General features: G+C 72.5%; 16 protein-coding genes. 5 read left to right on the top strand and 11 right to left on the bottom strand.

Annotated features, from left to right (window positions below; translation table 11 throughout):
• The 3 genes from FF041_RS11520 to FF041_RS40045 form a co-directional block, all read right to left on the bottom strand.
• The coding region (locus FF041_RS11520; RefSeq protein WP_194291995.1) for a 4-phosphopantoate--beta-alanine ligase at positions 1–547 on the bottom strand (547 nt) is incomplete at its 3' end.
• Entirely contained in the window at positions 544–1,464 is a 921-nt protein-coding gene (locus FF041_RS11515) for a Rossmann-like and DUF2520 domain-containing protein (protein WP_323371823.1), read from the bottom strand. The genes FF041_RS11520 and FF041_RS11515, both read right to left, overlap by 4 nt.
• 565 nt (positions 1,465–2,029) lie before the next feature.
• Positions 2,030–2,185: a hypothetical protein gene (locus tag FF041_RS40045; protein WP_194291994.1), complete on the bottom strand. Its 156-nt coding sequence runs from the start codon at positions 2,183–2,185 to the stop codon at positions 2,030–2,032.
• A 106-nt stretch (positions 2,186–2,291) separates the two neighbouring features.
• Here FF041_RS40045 and FF041_RS11510 point away from each other — a divergent pair, with 106 nt between their 5' ends.
• On the top strand, positions 2,292–3,404 hold the full coding sequence (locus FF041_RS11510) for a DUF5937 family protein (protein WP_323391703.1): 1,113 nt from the start codon (positions 2,292–2,294) through the stop codon (positions 3,402–3,404).
• Between the two features lie 79 nt (positions 3,405–3,483).
• Here FF041_RS11510 and FF041_RS11505 read toward each other — a convergent pair whose 3' ends face one another.
• Genes FF041_RS11505 through FF041_RS11495 form a run of 3 tightly spaced genes read right to left on the bottom strand, consistent with a single transcriptional unit; the run spans position 3,484 to position 6,041 of the window.
• On the bottom strand, positions 3,484–4,086 hold the full coding sequence (locus FF041_RS11505; protein WP_153522684.1) for an AAA family ATPase: 603 nt from the start codon (positions 4,084–4,086) through the stop codon (positions 3,484–3,486).
• Between the two features lie 18 nt (positions 4,087–4,104).
• Positions 4,105–4,782 (bottom strand): response regulator, encoded by a 678-nt coding sequence (locus tag FF041_RS11500; protein WP_153522682.1) that lies wholly within the window; start codon positions 4,780–4,782, stop codon positions 4,105–4,107.
• Between the two features lie 59 nt (positions 4,783–4,841).
• Complete coding sequence (locus FF041_RS11495) at positions 4,842–6,041, bottom strand: sensor histidine kinase (RefSeq protein WP_323391700.1); 1,200 nt, start codon at positions 6,039–6,041, stop codon at positions 4,842–4,844.
• Positions 6,042–6,137: 96 nt separating this feature from the next.
• Here FF041_RS11495 and FF041_RS11490 point away from each other — a divergent pair, with 96 nt between their 5' ends.
• Entirely contained in the window at positions 6,138–7,139 is a 1,002-nt protein-coding gene (locus tag FF041_RS11490; RefSeq protein ID WP_153522678.1) for an SAM-dependent methyltransferase, read from the top strand.
• Between the two features lie 256 nt (positions 7,140–7,395).
• Positions 7,396–8,538 (top strand): NADH-quinone oxidoreductase subunit D, encoded by a 1,143-nt coding sequence (locus FF041_RS11485; protein ID WP_153522676.1) that lies wholly within the window; start codon positions 7,396–7,398, stop codon positions 8,536–8,538.
• A gap of 18 nt (positions 8,539–8,556) precedes the next feature.
• Here FF041_RS11485 and FF041_RS11480 read toward each other — a convergent pair whose 3' ends face one another.
• The 4 genes from FF041_RS11480 to FF041_RS11465 form a co-directional block, all read right to left on the bottom strand.
• Complete coding sequence (locus tag FF041_RS11480; protein ID WP_194291993.1) at positions 8,557–9,579, bottom strand: hypothetical protein; 1,023 nt, start codon at positions 9,577–9,579, stop codon at positions 8,557–8,559.
• 151 nt (positions 9,580–9,730) lie between these two features.
• Positions 9,731–10,702 (bottom strand): ABC transporter substrate-binding protein, encoded by a 972-nt coding sequence (locus tag FF041_RS11475; protein WP_153522674.1) that lies wholly within the window; start codon positions 10,700–10,702, stop codon positions 9,731–9,733.
• Between the two features lie 40 nt (positions 10,703–10,742).
• Positions 10,743–11,462 carry an ABC transporter permease gene (locus FF041_RS11470; RefSeq protein ID WP_153522672.1) on the bottom strand — a complete coding sequence of 240 codons (720 nt, stop codon included), beginning with the start codon at positions 11,460–11,462 and terminating at the stop codon, positions 10,743–10,745.
• Positions 11,462–12,160, bottom strand: coding sequence for an ABC transporter permease (locus FF041_RS11465; protein WP_153482136.1), 699 nt, complete (start codon positions 12,158–12,160; stop codon positions 11,462–11,464). The genes FF041_RS11470 and FF041_RS11465 overlap by 1 nt, the downstream gene beginning before the upstream one ends.
• A gap of 128 nt (positions 12,161–12,288) precedes the next feature.
• Here FF041_RS11465 and FF041_RS11460 point away from each other — a divergent pair, with 128 nt between their 5' ends.
• Positions 12,289–13,446, top strand: a complete 1,158-nt coding sequence (locus FF041_RS11460; RefSeq protein WP_153522670.1) for an ABC transporter ATP-binding protein — start codon at positions 12,289–12,291, stop codon at positions 13,444–13,446.
• A gap of 197 nt (positions 13,447–13,643) precedes the next feature.
• Here FF041_RS11460 and FF041_RS11455 read toward each other — a convergent pair whose 3' ends face one another.
• Complete coding sequence (locus FF041_RS11455) at positions 13,644–14,756, bottom strand: alpha/beta hydrolase (RefSeq protein ID WP_153522668.1); 1,113 nt, start codon at positions 14,754–14,756, stop codon at positions 13,644–13,646.
• 144 nt (positions 14,757–14,900) lie between these two features.
• Here FF041_RS11455 and FF041_RS11450 point away from each other — a divergent pair.
• A partial coding sequence (locus tag FF041_RS11450) for a phosphatidylglycerol lysyltransferase domain-containing protein (protein WP_153522666.1) occupies positions 14,901–16,788 on the top strand: 1,888 nt, incomplete at its 3' end.

The raw sequence follows: 16,788 nt of genomic DNA, 5'->3' as shown, positions 1-16,788 counted from the left end.
CCACGCCGACGATCTCCACGGGGAAGTCGAGGTCATGGACCATCCGGCGGATCAGGGCGAGCTGCTGGGCGTCCTTCTGTCCGAAGAACGCCAGGTCGGGGCGGGTGAGATGGAGGAGCTTGGCGACGACGGTGAGCATGCCGTCGAAGTGGCCGGGGCGGCTGGCGCCCTCCAGCAGCTGCCCCATGGGGCCCGCGGCGATCCTGACCTGGGGCTCCCCGCCGGGGTAGACGTCCCCGGCGGACGGCGCGAAGACGATGTCCGCGCCCGCGGCCTCGGCGGTGGCGAGGTCGGCGTCGAGGGTGCGGGGGTAGCGGTCCAGATCCTCTCCCGCGCCGAACTGGAGCGGGTTGACGAAGACGGTGACGACCACGAAGCCCTGCGGGCCGACGCGGTCGCGGGCGGCGCGGATCAGGGCGGCGTGGCCCCGGTGGAGCGCGCCCATCGTCATGACGACGGCGGTGCGGCCGGGGACGGCGTGGTGGTCCAGGACGTGGCCCAGCTCGTCCGGGTCCGGTACGAGTTCGAAGGGGGGGCGTGCGGTCATCGCTGGTCGTCCTCCGCGAGTACGCCGAGGAGGTCCTCGGCCAGCTCCGGTTTGAGCAGTCCGTGGGCGAGCGCCCGGTCGGCGGTGGTGCGGGCCATCGCGAGATATCCGGCGACGGCGCCGGGGGCGTGCTTGCGCAACTCGGCAACGTGGGCGGCGACGGTGCCCGCGTCCCCCCGGGCGACCGGGCCGGTCAGGGCCGCGTCACCGGAGCGCAGGGCGTTGTCGAGGGCCGCGCCGAGCAGCGGGCCGAGCATCCGGTCGGGGGCGGCGACGCCCGCGGCGCGCAGCAGCTCCATGGCCTGGGCCACCAGGGTCACCAGGTGATTCGCGCCCAGGGCGAGGGCCGCGTGGTAGAGCGGGCGGGCCTCCTCGGCGATCCACTCGGGCTCCCCGCCCATCTCGATGACGAGCGCCTCGGCCGCGAGCCGGAGCTCGTCGGGGGCGGTCACGCCGAAGGAGCAGCCGGCCAGGCGCTGTACGTCGACGCTGGTCCCGGTGAAGGTCATCGCGGGGTGCAGGGCGAGCGGGAGCGCGCCCGCGCGGGTGGCGGGGGCGAGGACCTGGACTCCGTACCGTCCGGAGGTGTGCGCCAGCAGCTGACCGGGGCGTACGGAGCCGGTCTCGACGAGTCCCGCGACCAGGGCGGGCAGGGCGTCGTCGGGGACGGTGAGCAGCACCAGCTCGGCGCGGGCGAGGACCTCGGCGGGCGGGACGAGGGGGACGCCGGGGAGCAGCTCGGCTGCCCTTCGCCGGGAGGCGTCGGAGACTCCGGACGCGGCGACGGGCCGGTGTCCGGCGAGCTGGAGCGACGCGGCGAGCGCAGGGCCGACGCGGCCCGCGCCGACGACGCCGACGGTGAGGCGGGCGGGGCGGTCGCGGGGGTCGAGCGGTTCGTGCGGGGCGGTGGGGTTCACGCTGTACGGGCCTTCCGTTCCAGTCCGCGGCGGGTACCGGACGATGTGCCCGTCATGCTACGCCAGGCCCTGGAACCGGCCCGGGGTTGTCCACAGCCTGTGGACCCGGGTTTCGCGGCATCGGTTGACGGGGGGCTGGGGGTCGGGGGCCCTGCTGGGGATGGGGGCTCTTACGGCCGGGGCTTACGACCGGGGGCTTGCGGGAGGGGGCTCGCGGGAGGGGGCTCGCGGGAGGGGGCTCGCGAGAGGGCGGGTTTCTCACGGCCGGCACCGGTGCCGCGCCCGGGTTCCCCTGGCCCGGACCCGTGCGCTCCGTGGTCAGGGCCGGGGCCCGGACCTCCCCGCCCCAGCCGGGATCTTGCTGCCCGGGACCGCAGCCGGGACCTCCAACCACCCGCCGCAGCCGGGCTCCCCCTGGGCCCGGACCCGTGCGCTCCGCGCTCCGCCGGGGCCCGGCCCCTCGGCCCGGCACCCCGGTGCCACACCCAGGGGCCTTGCGGCCCGGCACCCCAGCCGGGCTCTCCCGACCGCCCCGCCCCAGCCGGGCTCCCCGGCCCGGACCCGGTCAGGGTCGGCGGGCGAGCGCCCGGGCGGCGGCCCGTATCCGTCCGCTCAGCTCCCGCAGCACCCGTGCGTCCCCGCTCCCCGGCAGCGGCGGCACCCGCTCGCCCCGCCGCATGGTCCGATAACTGTCCAGCATGTACTGATGCATCGCGTTCATGCCTCCACGCTGCTCCCGCCCCCCACCCCCGCGTCACCCCGATTGACGACCCCCGTCAACCGATGCCGTGAACCCCTCGCCCGCCCCGCACCATGGACGAGTGAGCGTGACCATCGACATCAGCGGCCTCCCCCCGGAGCGCATCGTCTTCGAGATATCCCCCCTCGCCGAGCTCGGCGTCGCCCTGCACGCCCTCGCCGAGCCCGGCCACCACCCCGGGCTGCACGGCTGGGCCACCGCCACGTCGGCCGCGCTCAAACCCGATCTCGCCGACCGGCTCTGCGAAGCGGACTTTCTCTGGCGGACCACCTTCTCGGATGTCTTCATGCCGTTCGCCGCGCTCCCCCGCCCGCAGGCCGGCCATCCCGCCACCCTCGCCGGCGAACTCGATCTGCTCGACCAGCTGGACGACGACCGCTTCGTCTCCGCCGCCCTTGAGTTCACCTGCGCGAACACCTACTCCTCCGGCGGCCCCTCCGCCCTCAGCGACCCCCTCCGCCGCGAGCGCGCGCTGGAACTCGCCGCCAATCGCGGCCCCGGGCAGCTGGACTTCACCAAGCGGCTGCTGAAGGATCCCGTCGCCGTGCGCGCCTGGGTGCGCAGGCTCTTCGAGGACTGCGAGGAAGCCTTCTTCGCCGACACCTGGCGCCGGGTCGCCCCCCAGCTCGCCGCCGACGCCCGGCACAAGACGGAGCTGCTGCGCCACAAGGGGCTCGCCGAGGCGCTGCACGCCGTCTCGCCCGCGCTCACCGTGGACGAGGAGCGCACCCGTATCTCCGCCGACAAGATGACCGAGGGCCGCACGACCGCGGTCGACCCCTCCATCGAAACGGGCGTCACCCTCGTCCCGTCCCACTACGGCTGGCCGCATCTGATGGTGCTGCACGCCCCGGGCTGGCGGCCGGTGATCCACTACCCGGTCGGCTCGCCCGCGCTCCCCGGCCCCGCCTCCGTCGAGCTGCTGACGCTGCGGATGGAGGCCCTGGCCCACCCGATGCGGATGCGGCTCTGCCGGATGCTGGCCCGCTCCCCGTACACGACCAGCGAACTCGCCGACACCTACAGCATCACCGCGCCCGAGGTCTCCCGTCATCTGTCGGTGCTCAAGAAGGCCGGGCTGATCTCCACCCGCCGGCGCGGTCGCTATGTGCTGCACCAGCTGGACGTCTCCTCCGTCGCCCGGCTGGGCAGCGACTTCCTGGAGACCGTGCTGCGCTGAGCCGGGCACCGTGCTGCGCTGAGCCGGAACGGGCGTCGACGCCGGCGCCGGGGCTCAGACGCGGACACCGCGCCGGGGCTCAGCCCAGCCGCACCTGCCGGACCCCCGTCCATGCCCTGCGGAGCCGGTGCCGCACCGGCCCGTCCGTGTTGGGCGCGAGCCGCAGCCCGGCCGACGCCGCGATCCGGTCGGCGACGGCGGGCACCGGGATCCGGTCGGTGTGGAGATGCTCCGCGAAGACGGGGTCCGCGAGCCGCTCCAGACAGTGGTCCAGCTTGCTCACGGCGAAGCTCTCCAGCCTGAGGCCAAGGCCGAGACCCCGCTCCCGCAGCCGTCTCAGCACCGTCTCGCGCTCCGCGAGCAGCGCGAAGTGGCACACCCGGTGACCGGCCTCCCGCAGCCGCCCGACCGTCTCGTCGAAGTACGCCGGCTCCACCACCGTCATGGGCGCGATCACCACGCCCTGATGGCTCCGCAAGGTCAGATCGAGCGACTCGAAGACCCCCTGCCGCCAGGCCGGAAGGTCCTGGAAGTCGCCGCGCAGCCGGGGCGGGAGGGTCCGGTGCAGTCCGAAGCCGATCTCCTCGGGGTCGCAGACGAAACTGCCGGGGAGCCGTCTGCGCAGTTCGTACGCGGTCTGGGTTTTCCCGCCCCCGAAGGGGCCATTGAGCCAGAGAAGCATGGGGCCGACCCTACGGCGTCACTTCCCCGGGCCGCCGCCCGCCCGCACCAGCCCGGTCTCGTACGCCAGCACCACCACCTGCACCCGGTCGCGCAGATTCAGCTTGGTCAGGATGCGCCCCACATGCGTCTTCACCGTGGCCTCGGACAGCACGAGCCGGGCCGCGATCTCGCCGTTCGACAGGCCCTGCGCGACCAGCAGCATCACCTCGCGCTCCCGCTCGGTCAGCCGGTCCACCGCCTTGTTCGTGGGCTCGCTCCCCGCGCTCGGCAGCATCGGGGAGAAGCGGTCGAGCAGCCGGCGGGTGGTGGACGGGGCGACGACCGCGTCACCGCTGTGCACCGAGCGGATCGCGGCCAGCAGCTCGCCGGGGGGCACGTCCTTGAGCATGAAGCCGCTGGCGCCCGCCTTCAGCCCGGAGAAGGCGTACTCGTCGAGATCGAAGGTCGTCAGGATCAGCACCTTCGGCGCGTTCGGCTCGGCGCAGATCCGCCGGGTCGCCTCCACACCGTCGAGCCGGGGCATCCGGACGTCCATCAGCACGACGTCCACAGCCGTGGAGCGCAGGATTCCGATCGCCTCCGCGCCGTCGCCCGCCTCCGCGACGACCTCCATGTCGGGCTGGGCGGCGAGCACCATCCGGAATCCGGTGCGCAGCAGCACCTGGTCGTCCACGAGCATCACACGGATGGACATGTCAGCTGATCCTCAATCTTCGGAGAAGGGTTCGGGCGGGGAGGAGCGGGCCAGGCGGGCTAGGCGGGTTTGAGCGGGAGCAGAGCGCTGATACGGAACCCTCCGCCGGGCCGCGGCCCGGCGTCGAGCGTGCCGCCGACCATACCGACGCGCTCCCGCATCCCGATGAGCCCGTGCCCCTGGCCGTCGACGCCCCCGTCCTCGTACAGCTCATGGGACGAGCCCCGGCCGTCGTCCTCCACCAGCAGTCCGAGCCCGTCGTCGAAATACACCAGCCGTACGCTCGCGCCGACCTCCGGCCCACCGTGCTTACGGCTGTTGGTGAGCGCTTCCTGCACGATGCGGTACGCGGTCAGCTCGACGCCGCTCGGCAGCGGTCGCGGCGTCCCCTCGATCCGGAAGTCGACGGTCAGCCCCGACCTCCGCACCTGTTCGACCAGGTCCTCGATCTGCTGCACATCGGGCTGCGGAACGTACTCCCCGCTCTCCGGGTCGTCACCGGTCCGCAGCACCCCGAGGAGCCGGCGCATCTCCGCCAGCGCCTGCCGGCCGGTGGTCGAGATGGTCTCCAGCGCCTGCTTGGCCTGGTCGGGCGCGGCGTCGAGGACATAGGCGGCGCCGTCCGCCTGCACCACCATCACGGAGACGTTGTGGGCGACGACGTCATGCAGCTCACGGGCGATCCTGGCGCGCTCGGCCGCGACCGCGACCTTGGACTGCGCCTCGCGCTCCCGTTCCAGCCGCATGGCGCGCTCCTCCAGCTGCGCGAAGTACGCCCGGCGGGTCCGCATCGAGTCGCCGAGCACCCAGGCGAGCACGAAGGGCACGGTCATCACGATGGTGAAGAAGACCCTGGCGGTGACGCTGACCTGCTCCTCGGGCGGCCAGAGCAGCATCGACAGCGGGCCCGCCACAAGCCCTCCGGCCAGCGCCAGCCGGCGTGCCCAGCGGGGGGTGTCCCGGGCGGCGACGGTGTAGACGATCACCAGCATCACGAAGTCGCCCGGGAGGACGTGGACGTCCGCGACGATCTGGACGACGCCGAGCGCCACCGTGGCGATGAGCATCTGCTCCGGGAACCGGCGGCGCAGCGCCATGACCCCGCTCAGCCCGACGGCCACCGGGATCTCGATCCAGTCGGGGCCCGGGCCCGGCGCGGATGATGCCAGCGACACCAGGGAGACCACCAGCAGGACGACACCCCAGAAGGCGTCGACGCCCGTGGGGTGTCTGCGGAGAAAGTCATAGACGCGCTGCACGTAACCCAGCGTAGGGAAAACTGACAGGTGTACGGGTCAACCGTCAGAGCGATCCGGAGGCCGGAGGCGTACTCCGCAAGGTGGAGACTTGAGCGCATGACGGACGACTGGGCGGGCGGAACGTGTGAAGGACTCGGCTGGCGGGAAGCCACTGAGGCCGCGTTGTACGGGCCCGGGGGCTTCTACCGGCGGCCCGAGGGCCCGGCGGGGCACTTCCGTACGTCGGTGCACGCCTCGCCGCTCTTCGCGGCGGCGGTCGCGCGGCTGCTGCTGACCACGGCGGGGGAGCTCGGCGGCGGGGAGCCGGTGATCGTGGACATGGGCGCGGGGCGGGGGGAGCTGCTGACGGGGGTGCTGGCGGCGCTGCCGCCCGGTCTCCCGGTACGGGCGTACGCCGTCGAGCGCGCGGCGCCCCGTCCGGACGGCCTGGATCCGCGCATCGAGTGGTGCGCGGAGCCGCCGGCGGGGGTCAGCGGGCTGCTCTTCGCCAATGAGTGGCTCGACAATGTGCCGGCGGACGTCGCGGAGGCGGACGGGGAGGGAACGGTACGCCGGGTCCTGGTCCGCCCGGACGGTACGGAGCTGCTGGGCACGCCGGTCACGGGTGCGGACGCGGAGTGGCTCGCCCGGTGGTGGCCGCTGACCGAGCCGGGGGCCCGGGCCGAGATCGGCCGGACCCGGGACGAGGCGTGGGCGGCTGCGGTCGGCACCCTCCGGGCGGGGCTGGCGGTGGCGGTGGACTACGGGCATCTGGCGGGGGCCCGTCCGCCGTTCGGGACGCTGACGGGGTTCCGCGCCGGGCGGGAGGTCGGCCCGGTGCCGGACGGCGGCTCCGATCTGACCTCGCATGTCGCCCTGGACGCGTGCGCGGCGGCCGGGGCCGCCGCCCTGGCGGGGTCGGGGGCGGGCCCGGCGGAGCTGACGACCCAGCGGGAGGCTCTGGCCGCCCTGGGGCTGTCCGCCGCCCGCCCGGCGCTCTCCCTGGCGTCGGCGGACCCGGCGGGATATGTGCGCGCCCTGGCGGCGGCGGGTGAGGCGGCGGAGCTGATGGCCCGCGGCGGGCTCGGCGACTTCCTCTGGCTCCGGCAGCGGGTGTGAGTCACCGGGGGCCGGGGGCTTCCTGGACGGGGCGGGACGGGACGGGGCGGGTCCACCAGTGGGCACCCGGCCGGCGAGCGCGGGTCCCACGGGTGGTGCGGGTCCCGCAGGTGCCGCGCGTCCCGTGAGCGCACGTCCGGCCGCTCCGGCCGCTCCGGTCGCTCCGCCATGATCATGGTGCCCCGGTAGCGACCCCGTGCGCGGGGAGGCGAGGCACCGGTCCCGGCCCGTGACCCGGTCGGGGGATACTGGCCGCATGACGGAGACCACGTTCGGCATCGGCGGCGCCGCGGAAAGCACCGACATGGTGCTCAACATCGGCCCCCAGCACCCCTCCACCCACGGCGTCCTCCGCCTCCGTCTCGTCCTCGACGGCGAGATCATCCAGCACGCCGAACCCGTCATCGGCTATATGCACCGGGGCGCCGAGAAGCTCTTCGAGGCCCGCGACTACCGCCAGATCATCATGCTGGCCAACCGCCATGACTGGCTCTCCGCCTTCTCCAACGAGCTCGGCGTCGTCATGGCCGTGGAGCGGATGCTCGGCATGGAGGTCCCCGAGCGGGCGGTGTGGACCCGGACCCTGCTCGCCGAGCTGAACCGGGTCCTCAACCATCTGATGTTCCTGGGCTCCTACCCCCTGGAGCTGGGCGGCATCACCCCCGTCTTCCACGCCTTCCGGGAGCGCGAAGAGCTCCAGGAGGTCATGGAGGAGGTGTCCGGCGGCCGGATGCACTACATGTTCAACCGCGTCGGCGGTCTCAAGGAGGACCTCCCCGCGGGCTGGCTCGGCCGGGTCCGGCACGCGGTGTCCGAGGTGCGTTCGCGGATGGACGTCTACGACCGCCTGGTGCTCGGCAACGAGATCTTCCGCGGCCGGACCCGCGGCGTGGGCGTGCTCTCCGCCGACGCGGTGCACGCGTACGGCGTGAGCGGCCCCATCGCCCGTGCCTCCGGCGTCGACTTCGATCTGCGCCGGGACGAGCCGTATCTCGCTTACGGGGAGCTGCGGGACACCCTCAAGGTGATCACCCGGGCCGAGGGCGACTGCCTCGCGCGGTTCGAGGTGCTGCTCGACCAGACGCACAACTCCCTCGATCTGGCGGACGCCTGTCTGGACCGGATCGCGGACCTCCCGCGGGGCCCGATCAACCAGCGGCTGCCCAAGGTGCTCAAGGCCCCGGAGGGCCATACCTACGCCTGGACCGAGAACCCGCTGGGGATCAACGGCTACTACCTCGTCTCCAAGGGCGAGAAGACCCCCTACCGGCTCAAGCTGCGCTCGGCTTCGTACAACAACATCCAGGCGCTCGCCGAACTGCTGCCGGGCACCCTGGTGGCCGACATGGTGGCGATCCTGGGCTCGCTGTTCTTCGTCGTCGGAGACATCGACAAATAGCCCCTGGAGGGCGGGCGGTCAGGAGCCGACCGCGTTCCGCAGCTCTCCCAGGTCGAGCTTCTCGGTCTCGTCGTGCGCGGTCAGGTCGATGACGTCGCCGACCGGGCGCGCGGTGTCCGTGGGGTGATCGCCGCGCTCGGCCAGCGCCTCCTCGCCCACCACATCGGCGAGGTCCTCCTGCTGCACGGCCTCGATCGCCTGCCGCGCCGGCCCCGGCGCCTCCGGCCCGGCCTGTGCGCCGGGCGCGGCCTGTGTGCCGAAGTAGTCGAAGCCGCCGTCGGGACGGGAGCGGTCGGCGCCCCGGCCCGGTCCGTACGGGACGATCGCGGCGGCCGTTCCGGTGGCGGCACGCCGGGCGGGGAGTGCGGGGGCCGGGCTGTCGCCCTCGGTCGCCCCGGTGCCCGCCGGCCCCTTCCCCGGCCCCTTCCCCGGCGGTTCGTCCGCCTTCTCGGCCCGGGGCCCGCCCGGTTCCGGTCCATCGGGCTTCCCCGTGGCGCCTCCCGCGCGGGTGAGGTTCTCCAGGGCCTTGGCGGCGCGCAGATAGACGGCGGGCGTGGTCCCGGCCGGGGCCGGGGCCTTGGGCGCTCCCGCGTCGATGGCGAGTTGACGGCGGCCTTCGAGGGCGCTGGCGCGCTCGGTCTCCGCGGTCGCGTACCGGCGGAGCAGATCCGCGTGCTCATTGCGCAGGGCGGCCAGTTCGACCCGCTTGGCGCGGAGTTTGGCGTCGGCCTTGGCGCGCAGATCGCGCGAGTCCTCCAGCGCCGATTCGAGCGCGGCTATGCGCTCCTCGGTGCGCCAGGCGTCGTTGGCGCGGCCCCGGGTCAGATCGGCGACCTGACGGCCCGCCGAGCGGTCCCGCATCCGCATCAGAACCGCACCGGTGACCGCGGCGACCGCCGTGGCGGTCACCAGCGCCCGGAGCGCGAAGGGTTCCGTCAGCAGCCACGCACCGGCGGCGCAGAGCACCGCCGCGCCGGCGACCGCGGTGGGCGGCAGCAGCCTGTGAAGGGGCGGGGAATGGCGGTGGCGTCCACGTGGCATGGCCAGAAATTTACCGTGCGTGGAAGCGGATGGGGATATCGGCCCGGCAAATCTCTCGCTCTCGAACACCCGGCCGGAAGCGGCGTGGAGAACGCCTTGGAGAACTCCGGCCGACGGCCTCGGCTCTCCTCGCCGCCCGCATCGCCCCGTCTTACTTCCCCAGCAGCTTCTTCGACTCCAGATACTCCTTCGCCACATCCTTCGGCTTGGCGCGCTCGGCGTCCACGCTGCGGTTCAACTCGGCGAGATCCTCAGTGGTCAGCGTCTTGGTGAGACGGCCGAGCGCATCCGCTATCTCCGCGCTGCCCGCGTCCTTCGCATTGACGACCGGCAGCACGTTGTCCGCGTTCTGGAGCTTCTTGTCGTCCTCCAGGAAGACCAGTCCGTCGACCACCGCGTCCGTGGTGGTGGTGAGCACCAGTTGGTCGACGCCGTCCCTGACCGCCTGCTTGGACTGGGGGGTGCCCACTCCCTTGGGGTCGATTCCCACGACGTCGATTCCATAGGTCGCCTTGAGACCGGGCGCGCAGAACGGCCGCACCGCGCACTCGTCCCCCGCCGCGATCTTGACTTTGAGCTTCGACTTCCCCAGATCGGAAAGCGTCTTGAGGCCGTTCTTCCGGGCGAATTCCTCGCTCACCGCAAACGCGTTCTGGTCGACGGCCTCTCCGGCCGGGAGCACCTTCAGACCGCGCGGTTCCGCCAGTTCGGCAAGGGCGGCGACGGTGGCCTTCACATCGCTGGAGGCGACCGGCTTCTCCTCGGGCGCCTTCGGCCCGTTCTCCTTCGCGTTCAGGAATTCGGCGATGGTGGCCGCGTATTCCGGCACGACGTCGATCTCGCCCTTCTCCAGGGACGGTGCGTACAGCTCACGGTTCTTCACCGTGGTGATGGAGGTGCGGTATCCGGCGTCGGCCAGGATCTGCGCGTACAGCTCGGCGAGCACCTTGGACTCGGTGAAGGAGGCGGAGCCGATGACCAGCGAGCCCTTGCCGCCCGAACCGCCGCCCGCCTCGGAGCCGTCCCCCTTGTTCTCCAGGCTGTCGCCGCCGCACGCGGCGAGGGAGCCCGTCAGGGCCACCACGGCCAGTACCGCTCCCACGATACGAGAGGTCTTGCGCATCAGGTTCTCCGTCCAGAGGTCCCAGAGGGTTGTCTAAAGGTCATGCGGCGGCCCGGGCCCGGGGCATGGCCGCGGAGCCGCGCCCGGCCGTGCGGGCCGCTCTGCGCGCGGGGTCGAGCAGCCGGTCGGCCGCTGCCAGCGCCCCCTCCACCAGCAGTGCCAGCCCTGCCGCGAGCAGTGCGCCGGCCACCACCTGGGCGGTGTCGAAGGTGTTGAAGCCGGCGGTGATGATGCGGCCGAGCCCGCCCTGGCCGACCATCGAGGCGATGGTGGCCGTGGCGACCACCTGCACGGCGGCCGACCGTATCCCGGTCATCAGCAGGGGGTAGGCGAGCGGCAGTTCGACCTGGCGGAAGACCTGTCCGCCGGACATCCCCATGCCCCGGGCGGCCTCGACCACCGCGCGGTCCACCTCCCGCATGCCGACATAGGCGTTGGTCAGCAGCGGCGGCACGGCGAAGAGCACCAGGGCGATGACGGTCGGCGCGTACCCCGCGGTTCTGAGCGGGGTGAGCATGAAGAGCGCGAGGACGGCGAAGACGGGGATCGCCCGGCCCGCGTTGGAGACGTTGACCGCGAGCGCGCCGCCCTTGCCGATATGGCCGAGCCAGAGCGCGAGCGGCAGGGCGATCGCGCAGGCGATCCCGAGCGCCGCCCCGCTGACGTACATGTGCTCGCCCAGCCGGTGCCAGGCGCCGCCCTCCCCCGACCAGTTGGAACCGGTGGTGAGCCAGGTCCAGGCATCCGCCATGACGCCCATCAGATCGCTCCCCCGGCCCTGCGTATCCGGCTCCAGGGCGTCAGCAGCCGCTGCGCGCCGAGGAGCAGCAGATCGGCCGCGGCGGCCAGCAGCACACAGAGCACGGACGCGGTCAGCACCTGCGCCTTGAACGTCGTCTGCACTCCGTCGTCGATGAGATCGCCGAGCCCGCCCTTGCCGATCAGCGCGCCGACGGTGGTCAGGGCGATGGTGGAGACCGTCGCCATCCGCAGTCCGGCCATCACCGCGGGCAGGGCGAGCGGCAGCTCGACCTCCCACAGCAGCCTGCCCGGTCCGTACCCCATGCCGCGGGCGGCCTCCCGGGCCTCGGCGGGCACGGCCGCCAGACCGGCCATGATGTTCCGCACCAGGATGGTGAGCGAATAGAGCACCAGGCCGGTGACGACCAGGGCCGCGGAGAGTCCGAAGACCGGCAGCAGCAGCGAGAACATCGCCAGCGACGGAATCGTGTAGAGCAGGGTGGTCAGCCCGAGCACCGGTCCGGCGAAGGCCGGTCTGGCGCGGGCGAGGAGCGCCAGCGGAAAGGCGACCGCGAGGCCGATCAGAACCGATACGGCCGTGATCCAGACATGCTCGATCGTGGCATCGGTCAACTCCTGTGCGCGGGTCCGCAGATACTCCCCGCAGATCCAGTCATTGGCCGCCAGACAGCTCTGCGCGGCCTGCCTCGTACTCATGATTCCCCACCTCCCCACCCATGCCGAACACCTGTCTGAAGACCTTAGCCTTGGGCACTGACAATCGCCGAGGACCGCCACACTCCGGCAACACGGCTTTCACACGACACGCGTCACAATGGGGACCCATGATCCGTTTCGAGCATGTGACCAAGCGATATCCGGACGGGACGACGGCGGTGGACGATCTGTCGTTCGAGGTGGCCGAAGGCGAACTGGTCACACTGGTCGGACCGTCCGGGTGCGGCAAGACGACGACGATGAAGATGGTGAACCGGCTCATCGAGCCGAGCAGCGGCCGGATATCCGTCGGCGGCGACGACATTTCCGCGATCGACCCGGTGAGACTGCGCCGCCGTATCGGCTATGTCATCCAGCAGGTCGGACTCTTCCCGCACAAGACGGTTCTGGAGAACACCGCGACCGTCCCCCGGCTGCTGGGCTGGCAGCGGGCCAAGGGCCGGGCGCGCGCGGCCGAGCTGCTCGATCTGGTCGGGCTCGACCCCTCGGTGTACGGCGACCGCTACCCCGAACAGCTCTCCGGCGGCCAGCGCCAGCGGGTCGGGGTCGCCCGGGCGCTCGCGGCCGACCCTCCCGTACTGCTGATGGACGAACCGTTCGGCGCGGTCGACCCGGTGGTGCGCGAGCACCTCCAGAACGAGTTCCTCCGGCTCCAGTCCCAGGTCCGCAAGACCGTGCTCTTCGTCACCCATGACATCGAGGAGGCGGTACGCCTCGGGGACCGTATCGCCGTCTACGGGCAGGGCAGGATCGAGCAGTTCGACGCCCCGGCCGCCGTGCTCGGGGCCCCGGCGACGCCGTATGTCGCGGACTTCGTCGGAGCCGACCGCGGTCTCAAGCGGCTCTCGGTCACCCCGATCGAGGAGAGCGATCTGGAGCAGCCGCCCGTGGTGGGGCTCGACGATCCGCTGCCCAGGGAGCTGGACGCGCGCTGGGCCGTCGTCCTGGACGGGGCGGGCGATCTGCATGGCTGGATCTCCGCCGAGGACGCCCGCGCCAAGGGCTCGGTGCGCGCGTACGCCCGCCGGATGGACGCCTGGCTACCGCTGGGCGCGTCGCTGAAGCAGGCGTTCTCCACGATGCTCCAGCACGACGCCGGCTGGATCGCGGTGATCGACAAGGAGGAGACGGGACGCTTCCTGGGGGTGCTGACGCCGGCGAGGCTGCATGAGGCGCTGCGGCGCTCCATCGACGCGGACGCGCAGGCGATCCCCCGGGCGGAGGTGGACCTGGAGTCGATCGCGACCGTCGCGGACCCGGCCTGATGAGCGGGGCCGCTCCCAGGGCCGGGAGGGGCGCGGGGCCGCACCCGGGACCGGCAGGGTCACGGGGCCGCACCCAGGACCGTCCGGGCCTGAGGGCCGCACCCCAGGGCCGACCGAGTCTGAGGGCAGAGCCTCCAGAACCTCCAGAACCCTCCGGGCCCCCGGCGCCCCTGGCCCCAGCCCCCCCCCACCGCCGGTCAGGAAGCGCTCAGCCGCCCGCTCATCCACTCCAGTGCGGGCGGCATCTCACGCGCCCAGGTGTTGAAGTTGTGGCCCCCGCTGTCGAGGATGATCGACGAGACCCTCGCGGGCGGTCGCACCTTCCCGATGAACCGCCGGGTCTCCGCGAGGTTGTCCTCGCCCTTCCGCGAGCTGGTCACCAGGAAGGAGGTCCGCCCCTGCGGCAGACGGTCCAGGCTCCACAGCAGATCGGCGCGGTCCCGGGCCGACTGGTCGCCCTGGAAGAGATCGCCGGTCGTACGGTCCTCCGCCGCCCGGTAGTACGCGGAGAGTCCCGCACCCGCCGAGTACCGCTGCGGATGGTGCAGAGCGATCTTCAGCGCGCAGTAGCCGCCGGTCGAGACCCCGATGACGCCCCAGCTCCGGGGCGCGGTCCCCACCCGGTAGGTCCGGGAGACGGCGGTCGGCAGATCCTCCCCGAGAAACGTTTCCGCTTGCGGCCCGCCCGGGACGTCCACACACTCCGTATCGCGCGGCGGCGCGACCGTGGAGCGCAGCATGACCAGCACCATCGGCTGCATCCCGCCCTCCCTGGCCTTGCGGAACGCCGTCTGCGGATACTTCTGTCCCTTGATCAGATTCTCCGCGGTCCCGGGGTAGCCGGTCAGCGCGACCGTGGCCGGAAAAGATCTCTCCCGGTATTCGGGCTGGAAGTACTCCGGCGGCAGATAGACATACGCCGGGCTGTCGATCCCCGACCGCGCGCCCCGCACCACGACCTTGTGGATCCGGCCGCCCCTGTCGGCCCGTGAGCCGCCCTCCACCGGGGCCATACGCCTCTCGACGACCTCGACCCGGTCCGCTCCGGCCGAGTGGTCGACCACCACCCCGGGATCGTCCTCCCGTCCGAGGAGATCGGACCAGGAGCCGTAGAACAGAAAGGCGTTGTTGGCCGCGAGCCCCACCGAGGCGAAGAGCGCGAGCTGCGTCGACAGCAGCAGCCCGATCCGGCCGACGACGGCACGCCAGGTCCGCCCGGCCAGCCGGGGCCAGAGCAGGACGGTCGCCGCGAATAGTCCGACGGCCGCCGCGACGGCCCCAGCGAAGACATAGCCACTGGTCAGACCCATGAGTCCGATGAGCTCTCTTTCTCAGGAATTCCCGTGCACGAGTAAACCCGCCCTCGGGAAGTCCCGTCCTAGTCAACACAAATCGTCCGGTGCTGCCCGACCGCGGCCCAAGGGCGCAGTTCTCTCGCGGAGTCATGGGAAGCGATGTCTGCAACGGTAGATGGGGACACATCCAAATCGGCTCCGGAGTCGGCGCGACGCACGCACCGAGTACGCCGAATGCTGCGCGGCCCCCGGCCGGAGTCCGTCCCCGCGCTCGTCGGCACGGCCTGCGCCCTGGTCGGACTGATCGATGTCGCCGCGGGCGTCGTACCCGCCTTCCGGCACAGCCGCGCGCACGCCGTCGCCGGAGTGCTTCCCGGCGCCACCGGCCCCTTCGCGGCGGCGCTCTCGCTCAGCGCCGGCGTACTGCTGCTGCTACTCGCCCACGGCCTCAAACGCCATAAGAGGCGGGCCTGGCGGGCCGCCGTACTGCTGCTGCCCGCCGGAGCGGCCGGCCAGTTCGTCCACCGGCACTCGATCACCGGCGTGATCGTCTCGCTCGCCGTCCTGGCGCTGCTGCTGGCCCACCGCGCCCAGTTCTCGGCGCTGCCCGACCCGCGCAGCCGCTGGCGGGCCCTGGCCAATTTCGTGGTGATGGGCGCCGCCTCGCTCGGCCTCGGACTGGTCCTGGTCAGCGCCCACCCGGACGAGGTGCTGGGCAGCCCCGGTCTGACCGACCGCCTGGAGCACACGCTGTACGGGCTCTTCGGCTTCGAAGGCCCCCTCGACTACGCCGGGAACGCCTCCTGGACCGTCGGCTACTCGCTGGGCTCGCTCGGTCTGCTCACCGCCGTCACCACGATCTGGCTCGCCCTGCGGCCCGAGCACCCGGCCGCCCGGCTCTCCGCCGAGGACGAGAGACGGCTGCGCGAGCTGCTCGCCCGCCACGGCGGCCGGGACTCGCTCGGCCACTTCGCGCTCCGCCGGGACAAGGGCGTGGTCTTCTCGCCCAGCGGCAAGGCGGCCGTCTGCTACCGGGTGGTCTCGGGCGTGATGCTCGCCGGCGGCGACCCGATCGGGGACGTCGAGGCATGGCCGGGCGCGATCGAGCGCTTCATGGACGAGGCGAAGGCGCACTCCTGGACCCCCGCCGTCATGGGCTGCTCGGAGACCGGCGGCGAGGTCTGGACCCGGGAGACCGGCCTCGACGCGCTGGAGCTGGGCGACGAGGCGGTGGTGGACGTCGCGGATTTCTCGCTCGCCGGGCGCGCGATGCGCAACGTGCGCCAGATGGTGAACCGGATCGAGCGCAACGGCTACACCACCCGGGTCCGCCGGGCCCATGAGATCGGCGACGAGGAACTGGAACGGATCCGCCGCGCCACCGCCGAGTGGCGGGGCACCGACACCGAGCGCGGCTTCTCCATGGCGCTGGGGCGGATCGGGGACCCCTCGGACGGCGAGGCGGTGATCGCCACCGCGCACCGGAGAGGCCCCCAGGACGCCGAGCACCCGCACGGCGACCTGAAGGCGGTCATCCACTTCGTTCCCTGGGGAACGGACGGCATGTCGCTGGAGCTGATGCGCCGCGACCGCTCCGCCGACCCCGGCATGAACGAGCTGCTGATCGTCGCCGCCCTCCAGGCCGCCCCCGGCCTCGGGATCGAACGGGTCTCGCTGAACTTCGCGATGTTCCGCGCGGCGCTCGCCCGCGGCGAGCGGCTCGGCGCCGGACCGGTGCTGCGGATCTGGCGCGGGCTGCTCCTCTTCCTCTCCCGCTGGTTCCAGATCGAGTCGCTGTACAAGTTCAACGCCAAGTTCCGGCCGCGGTGGGAACCCCGGTTCATCGTCTTCCGCAACGCCCGCGATCTGCCGCGGATAGGTTTCGCGGCGATGCGGGCCGAGGGCTTCGTACAGCTGTCCCCGCCCTCTCTCCTCACCGGCCTCCTCACCGGCCGCCGGACGCCCCGGGCGCCCCGCCCCTGCGCCCACATCAGGCCGTACATCGAGCCGTATATCGAGCCGTACATCGACGAGAGCGCGGCCAGGC

Source organism: Streptomyces jumonjinensis (assembly GCF_009600885.1).
Taxonomy (GTDB): domain Bacteria; phylum Actinomycetota; class Actinomycetes; order Streptomycetales; family Streptomycetaceae; genus Streptomyces; species Streptomyces jumonjinensis.
This window is presented reverse-complemented; position numbering and strand designations above follow the sequence as displayed.

Bases quoted from the DNA above. Each gene is read 5' to 3' on its own strand.
- FF041_RS11480 (WP_194291993.1), bottom strand. From the start codon at position 9,579: ATGCCACGTGGACGCCACCGCCATTCCCCGCCCCTTCACAGGCTGCTG.
- FF041_RS11500 (WP_153522682.1), bottom strand. From the start codon at position 4,782: ATGTCCATCCGTGTGATGCTCGTGGACGACCAGGTGCTGCTGCGCACC.
- FF041_RS11490 (WP_153522678.1), top strand. From the start codon at position 6,138: ATGACGGACGACTGGGCGGGCGGAACGTGTGAAGGACTCGGCTGGCGG.
- FF041_RS11470 (WP_153522672.1), bottom strand. From the start codon at position 11,462: ATGGGCGTCATGGCGGATGCCTGGACCTGGCTCACCACCGGTTCCAAC.
- FF041_RS11485 (WP_153522676.1), top strand. From the start codon at position 7,396: ATGACGGAGACCACGTTCGGCATCGGCGGCGCCGCGGAAAGCACCGAC.
- FF041_RS40045 (WP_194291994.1), bottom strand. From the start codon at position 2,185: ATGAACGCGATGCATCAGTACATGCTGGACAGTTATCGGACCATGCGG.
- FF041_RS11505 (WP_153522684.1), bottom strand. From the start codon at position 4,086: ATGCTTCTCTGGCTCAATGGCCCCTTCGGGGGCGGGAAAACCCAGACC.
- FF041_RS11475 (WP_153522674.1), bottom strand. From the start codon at position 10,702: ATGCGCAAGACCTCTCGTATCGTGGGAGCGGTACTGGCCGTGGTGGCC.
- FF041_RS11465 (WP_153482136.1), bottom strand. From the start codon at position 12,160: ATGAGTACGAGGCAGGCCGCGCAGAGCTGTCTGGCGGCCAATGACTGG.
- FF041_RS11455 (WP_153522668.1), bottom strand. From the start codon at position 14,756: ATGGGTCTGACCAGTGGCTATGTCTTCGCTGGGGCCGTCGCGGCGGCC.
- FF041_RS11460 (WP_153522670.1), top strand. From the start codon at position 12,289: ATGATCCGTTTCGAGCATGTGACCAAGCGATATCCGGACGGGACGACG.